Genomic DNA, 7,004 nt, shown 5'->3' with positions numbered 1-7,004 from the left:
CGCCGGCACCAGCATCAAGACCCTCTCCGGCAGCGCCGACGGGGCGATCGCGCTCGGCACGAAGGCGCTCACCGTCAACCAGGGCGCCGATGCCACATTCGCCGGCGTCCTCTCCGGCGATGGCGCCCTGACCAAGGAGGGGGCTTCCACCCTCATCCTCACCGGCGCCAACACCTATGGGGGCGGGACGACCATTTCCGCCGGCACGCTGCAGATCGGCGATGGCGGCACTGCGGGCTCCCTCGCCGGCGACGTGCTGAACAATGCCGCCTTGGTCTTCGATCGCTCCGATGCCTATGGCTTCAGCGGCGGCCTTTCCGGCTCGGGCACGATGACCTTCCGCGGCGGCGGCACGGTGCAGCTCGGATCGTCCGGCACCTTCAGCGGCGGCACGTTCGTTGAAGAGGGCACTGTCACCCTCGCCAATGCGGCCCTCGACGCCTCCGTCTTCACCGTGCAGACCGGCGGCGTTCTGGCCGGCCAGGGCACAATCGGTGGGCTCGTGGTTAATTCAGGGGGCGTTGCGGCGCCGGGCAATTCGCCGGGCACCCTCACCGTGAAAGGCGACGTCGCCTTCAATTCCGGCTCGGTCTACCAGGTGGACGTGACCGCCGGCGGCGCCCACGACCTCATCGATGCCACGGGTGCCGTCGCCCTGTCTTCCGGCGCATCGGTCGTTGTGAATGCCGGCGCGGCGGTGTTCCTGCCGGGAACGGCCTACGCCATCATCACCACCTCCGGCACGGTCACCGGCACGTTCGGTTCGCTCACCGGCGACTTGCCCACCAGCACTTACATCTTCCTCGATCCGGGCCTCTCCTACGACACCCACAATGTGTATCTGGGGCTGATCTATAACGACATCGCGTTCTCAACCTTCGCCCGCACGCCGAACGAGGCCGGTGCCGCCAACGCCGCCCAGACCCTCGGCGACGGCAATCCCATCTATGACGCCATTCTCGCTCTGCCCAAGGGCACAACGCCGGGGGCCGCGTTCGCCGCGCTCTCGGGCGAGGCCTATGCCTCGGCCAGCACGGTGATCGTGCAGCAATCGAGCTATGTCCGCGATGCGGTGGGCGCACGCCTCATGCAGGCGCTCACGCCGGAAGGCTCAGCGCCGCTCGGCTACGCCATGCCGGTGAAGGCGCCGGCCACTGCCCTTCTCGGGGCGGGCCTCACCCCCACCTTGTGGGCGCTGGGCTATGGCGGCTGGGGCGAAACCAACGGCAACACCAATGCGGCCTCGGTCTCCAACACCATTGGCGGCTTCCTCATCGGCGCCGACGCGGCGGTGAGCGAGACCACACGCGCCGGCCTCTTCGGCGGCTATGGCCGGTCCAGTTTCGATGTGGCGGACCGGGCCTCCTCCGGCTCCATCGACACGTACGACATGGGCCTTTACGGCGCGGCCCAGTTCGGCCGCCTCGCCGCGCGCGGGGCCTTGGCCTATGGCTGGCACGATGTCTCCTTGGACCGCACCGTCGCCTTCCCCGGCTTCTATGAGGCGCTCTCCGGCGGCTATGGCGCCGGCTCCTTCCAGGCCTTCGGCGAATTGGCCTATGGCCTCACCTTCGGCACCGTCGACGTGGAGCCGTTCGCGGGGCTGGCCTATCTGAACCTCGATGGGGCCTCCCTCACCGAGACCGGCGGGGCGGCGGGGCTCGGCGTCAATATAGCATCGTTCGAGACGACCTATTCGACGCTGGGCGTGCGGCTCGCCACTTCCATTGGTGTGTTGGGGCGGCCTTTGACCCCGAGCGTGAGCCTCGCCTGGCAGCACGCCTTCGGCGACACGACGCCTTATGCGAGCATGCTCTTTGCCGGCGGGACGACGCCCTTCCAGGTGGCGGGCGCCCCCATCGCGCAGGATGCCGTGCTGGTGGGCGCGGGGCTCGGCTATGCCGCCTCGGAGCTTGCCACCCTCTCGGTCAAATATAACGGGCAGATCGCCTCCGGCGCCTCACAGAATGCGTTCTCGGCAGAATTTGCCTGGAAGTTCTGAGGTAAGGCTTATCTCAGGAATGACTCATCGGCGCCCTTGGAGGCTTCGTCGGCCCCCGAGATGTAGCCGGGAAGAACCCATACCGACCCGTCGCCGATCCGAGCCTGATAGCGGTTATGGGAGGCCACCTTGCGAATGGTCGAGCACGCGATCTCGCGAGTTCAACCCGCAGTTGTCCGAATGCCCGAAACCTGACATTCCAGACGGCAGCTGAGGGGCAACCTGGGCCACAAGGAAGGCATCAGGCAGCGCGCAGTCTTCCTGCTTGCTAGAGCATTTCCCCGTTTCACTGAATCGGGGAAATGCTCTAGGTTATTGAGTTTACGCGTTTTCTTTACGCGAACCGGTATCCACTTCGCTCGAAAACGCTCTAATGGGATGGCGAAACAGGCCTACTTTCGGCTCAGTTGTACGCGGATCCATAAAGTCGCGGAGAGGGGGCGCTCCCGCTGAGTGGCCCAGGGAGCGTGACGTTCGCCCCGCCCCCAACCGACCCGCCAAATCCCGCCAAAATCCGCCCGCGTCCGCCGACGCATACTCCCCAAATTCTTCCCAAAAACGCAAAAGCCCCGCAGCGAGCGGGGCTAAGGCATTAAAAAGAGTGGCGCGCCGATCAGGATGAAACTGAGAACGCCTATGTGATTGTTTTTGCGAAATAGCCCATTATCGGGGTTATGGATACGTGGCTTGTTATCATTTTTCTCCTTCGTCAGGAAGTTGACGCAATCGCCAAGCGTCATCTCGCTTCTTCTTCGCCTGCAACCGCTCCGCGTGCTTGGTCTGTCGATTCCGCCTCTTTTCTTCGCGGTATAGCTTTACTTTCTCAGGATCATTGCGCTCCTCGTGTTGATGAAGGGCTCCTTCCCTTCGATGATGGTGTTCCTGCATCTTCATCAAAATTGAGCCCGCCCAAGAATCGTCGAGGATTTTTGTCAAGTCGCACGTTGCGGCGCTGCTCTGGTTGGCACACCAAATATCGTAAAGTATCAGCCGGACGGCCTCTTCATGTTTCCAGCCACGCAGAACCTCATCTCTCAGGCCGGCAAGCTCCCGCGTAAGAGATATCAAGTCGTCGGCCGACAATGGGGTGTCCTTTGACCAACTCTTATGCGGCCAACGCTGTCGCAAGCCGCGCCGAAATGCCAAAGCTCCGCATGTCGTGCAGACCGGTTTGGTGCACAAATTAGCTCCTACCGCGTCAATGATATATCCTGTGAGCCAATCCCTGTCCGGACCGTTCGCCATCCGATTGCTCTCCATAACGGCCAACAAAACCCGAAGTGGGGCAGTGCTGCAACATGCAGCGGCGGCAGCGATGATCCTGTATGTGAACGCGGCCCCTATGTACAGATGATCTCTCTCGAGAAGAATCAAATCGCCGAATGCGGCCTTATTCAAAGCACGTCCCAGGCAAATGCTTCAGTAACGATAGGAACAGGTGTCCACTTGCCCTGGACGCGGCGGCAAGCAAACGTTTACATTGCGGGTTTGAGTCTGGCTTCGGTTCATATAAGCTGCTAGCCCTGCTGCGCGCGCCTGCGCTCGCTGGTTTGTTGCATTAATCCGGCATTGTACGTAGCCGTCGCTACCCGGCGCTACGCCATAGGAGCGACACAGCGCATCATCTTCCGTCTGCTCAGCCGCCGCAAGCTGCTCTCGATGTTCCTGCATTTGGGCGCATCCTCCCACAGTTAGGGCGATACACGACGCAATGATGCCGACCGGGATAAGGCGCATACTTTTCTCCAATTCAGCAAAACGCTAGGCATTATGGCCGTCAGAGGCCGTGAACCAATCTCAGCGTGCAATCCCTGCGGGGCCTTGCATTCATACCTGACGTTGTATATATAGGCAACATGCAAAAGGCCGACAAGGAGAGAGCTGAGTCCTTCGGCGATCACGTTCGTCGCTTGCGAGAGAAGCGTGCGAAAGCGGACTCCAGCTTTTCGTTGCGGCAGGTGGCAATGCGCTGCGGGGTGACCCCCGCCTATCTGTCGCGCATCGAGCGAGGCGAAGTAGCGCCGCCGGGGGAGGAAACGCTCGTCCGTCTTGCCGATGAACTCGGCGAGAACCGCGATGTGCTGCTAGCGCTCGCAGGCAAAATTTCCGCCGACCTGCGCTCGGCGATTCTCGCCCGGCCGCTGCTTTTCGCGGAGCTGATCCGGGCAGCCAAGACCATGCCCGACAATGCCATCCTGCGCATCGTGCGGGATGTGCGCGATGGTGAGTGGTAGGTAAGCGAATCACATAGTATGTTAGCTGAAAATCGGAAGGAGATATACAAATGAATAGGTTTTTGATTGGTTTTGCGGCCCTTATAGGGATGAATGTTTCAGCTAATGCTCAGTGCTATCAAGGTTTATACGGGCAGAGTTCCTGCGGAAATCGTGGTCTCTATGGTGGACAGGCCTCGGTCCCGACTCCTCCGACCACCTACAACACCTATGGCAATCAAACTTATGGGTCAAATGGTACCGTAGGCACCACCTACGGCAATCAGACTTTCATCACTGGCCCGAACGGCTATCATCGCACCTGCACCACCCAAGGCACTCAAACGACTTGTTATTAGTCAATGAATTAGTTGAGGTGTTGTCTAACGAGTAGGATGTAAGTTTTTGACATTTGCTATCAAAGATCTAACTCATCCACATCAGCCATCTTCTTAATTGGTTTAAGGAGGCCGTCTCGATGCCGACCCTTGAAGATGACACTCTCGTATTCCGTTTCCCCCGGATCGAGGAAAAGACCAACTTCTTTATCAGCTTCCAGCGAACACTACGCATTCCCGATACTGAAACAACGTACCCCTTGCCGCCCGGGTTTGGCGATTTTCCGCTGCGGCATGCCGAGGACTATGCGGGGAAGCGTTCTGCTGCGGCGGTTCTGCGTGGTGGCGTCGTCCTTCCTATGTGGCAGGCAGAGGCTATGTGGTTGCGTTTTCTCAGCCTCGGTCCGGACTGGGGCCTCGATTTTCCGGTGGCTATCAAAGTCGCTGCCGGCAAAATCAACGCAGTGACGGGCGAAGCTTGGCGGGCCGGGCTCCACCGGGAGCCTCAGGACTATGTGGTTGCTCCTGCCCAGCCGTGGCTCGACGGTTTTGCGGTCGAGGCCGGTGTCATCCGGCAATTTGTCGCTATGCCGCTCGGCGAGGGGTATTCAGTTGAGGGGCAACTGACAGGTAAGGAAGAATGGGGTGGGTTACAGATTGAGGTGACGCCCCTCAAGGCGCATGTTTGGCAGAAAGTACGTCGCGAACACAAGCGAACCAGCCGCATCATGACTGACTCTAGGGCACCGGCTGTTGCCTGCTCCGTCCCCGAACCGGAAATGGGCCTCGCCGCAGGTGGCCGTATGAAGCAAGAGATCTATCCCGATCGCTTCGCGCTCGAAGACTGGGATATGGAGGCATCGGAGCGGGTGTTCGTGAGCCTTCTCAACGCCAAGGATTGGAAGTCTGTGACCGGAGAGGATGCACCCAACCAACCGCCCACGGCGGATGACTATGCACGAGCCGGCCTGCCTTGGTTTGAGCACTATGGAGTTGATCAGTCCGCTCTTCCGGGTGGGGCGAACTTGGCGGATGCCAAGTCGGTGGCGACGCTTTATAAGGAGAAATCCGGAAATACATTTCAATATTCGGCCAACGTTGATGTCAGTTTTGTCAAAATAACATGAGCCAATACATCCAAATATGGTAACGAACCACGCGAAACGAAAACATAATTAATACAAATTAATAATTCTAAAAAGCTTATGCGATGATGAGGGATGAAAATGAAAATTATAAACAAAACATTTAAACCAAAAATCTATAGGGTTGTGACATGCATGCTTTTCTTGTTTATTGTGTCAACATCCGGCGGAAACGCATTATCTCAGGAGGCCTCGTTGCGAGAAAAACTCGCCTTTTTCCTGGCGGTTGGATCCATAGCTGAAATTACTTGTGGTATAAAAGGGGAATCAATGAGAGCAAAAAATTATGTCGACAGCTTTAGAACTGGATTTGACACCTATCATAATCAAGCTGATGGACTTCTTTTATTTGAAGCAGGAGGTCGCATTCAAGCAAACATAAACAGCACTGGCAAAAAAGAATGGTGTAACTCATATCTGAAAATGAGACGAGATCTGAATCTATGGTAGCATGGGGCCGTCACGGAAACTCATCGGAGGCCACAGGAACACTTTGGATCAGGCTCAGATTCAATATCAAGACAATTCTGGGAATTGGACGGCGGATGGTCGTCCCAAACCTCTCTCCGAACATCATGAACGCCAGATGGCTACCGCCTGAGCAAATCCCAGTTGTCGCGTCAGGACGATCGACGGGAAGGGGAGCGTAGTCGATATCCTGTGACGGGCTGACACTCCCCTGAAACGGGTCGGCTATGAAGCAGGAGCGCTGTCACGCTGGCTGCATCCTGAGCTCGCCGCGATCGGTCTACCGGTAGTCTGCCTCGAGACTCGTCTTGTTGCGCGCGTCGATGAACGCCCCGCGCAACAAGACCGACGCCGCCGACGCGCTCGGGATCGCGCATCGCTGCGCGACGAGCTCTATCGCGGTTCATGGCGGTCCCCGGCGTCGTCCCGATCCCCGCGCTCAGCTTCAGCAGCGCGATCGAGGATCCGACGCGCTTCCGCCGCTCGCGCGATGTGGCCGCCTACTTCGGGCTGTCGTCGAAGCGGTGGCAGTCCGGCACATCGATTGACGTCAAGGGGCGCATCAGCAAGGTGGGCGATCCTGACGTCCGGCGCACGCTCTACGAGGCTGCGTCGGCGATGCTGACCCGCTTCAAGGGCGCCGACCTCGTGAAGAGATGGGGCTGAAGCTGGCGAAGACCAAGTGCCATGCGAAGGCGCGCGTGGCAGTCGCCCGCAAGCTCGCGGTCATCATGCACGCGATGTGGCGCGACGGCACGACATACGTCGACGACGCGCCGGCCGACGCGCCGGAGACGAGCACCCGAGCTGCGGAGAAGGTGCAGCGGCTGAGCTATGC

6 protein-coding genes and 1 pseudogene are annotated in these 7,004 nt (G+C 59.2%); 6 read left to right on the top strand and 1 reads right to left on the bottom strand.

What is annotated here, in order from left to right:
- The coding region (locus V5F48_RS24735) for an autotransporter outer membrane beta-barrel domain-containing protein (protein WP_394260614.1) at positions 1–2,002 on the top strand (2,002 nt) is incomplete at its 5' end.
- Positions 2,003–2,695: 693 nt separating this feature from the next.
- Here the strand turns inward: V5F48_RS24735 and V5F48_RS24730 are convergent.
- The gene (locus V5F48_RS24730) at positions 2,696–3,085 is read right to left on the bottom strand and encodes a hypothetical protein (RefSeq protein ID WP_394260613.1); all 390 of its coding nucleotides are present in this window, start codon (positions 3,083–3,085) and stop codon (positions 2,696–2,698) included.
- A 773-nt stretch (positions 3,086–3,858) separates the two neighbouring features.
- On the opposite strand from V5F48_RS24730, the gene V5F48_RS24725 reads away from it, so the two are divergent.
- The 5 genes and pseudogenes from V5F48_RS24725 to V5F48_RS24705 form a co-directional block, all read left to right on the top strand.
- Positions 3,859–4,236 carry a helix-turn-helix domain-containing protein gene (locus tag V5F48_RS24725; RefSeq protein WP_394260612.1) on the top strand — a complete coding sequence of 126 codons (378 nt, stop codon included), beginning with the start codon at positions 3,859–3,861 and terminating at the stop codon, positions 4,234–4,236.
- A 50-nt stretch (positions 4,237–4,286) separates the two neighbouring features.
- Entirely contained in the window at positions 4,287–4,574 is a 288-nt protein-coding gene (locus V5F48_RS24720; RefSeq protein ID WP_394260611.1) for a hypothetical protein, read from the top strand.
- Positions 4,575–4,693: 119 nt separating this feature from the next.
- Complete coding sequence (locus V5F48_RS24715) at positions 4,694–5,680, top strand: hypothetical protein (RefSeq protein WP_394260610.1); 987 nt, start codon at positions 4,694–4,696, stop codon at positions 5,678–5,680.
- A 93-nt stretch (positions 5,681–5,773) separates the two neighbouring features.
- Positions 5,774–6,148: a hypothetical protein gene (locus V5F48_RS24710; protein ID WP_394260609.1), complete on the top strand. Its 375-nt coding sequence runs from the start codon at positions 5,774–5,776 to the stop codon at positions 6,146–6,148.
- 229 nt (positions 6,149–6,377) lie between these two features.
- Positions 6,378–7,004: pseudogene (locus tag V5F48_RS24705) on the top strand (transposase); the annotation flags it as partial.

Source organism: Xanthobacter autotrophicus ATCC 700552 (assembly GCF_043194565.1).
Taxonomy (GTDB): Bacteria; Pseudomonadota; Alphaproteobacteria; order Rhizobiales; family Xanthobacteraceae; genus Xanthobacter; species Xanthobacter autotrophicus_F.
This window is presented reverse-complemented; position numbering and strand designations above follow the sequence as displayed.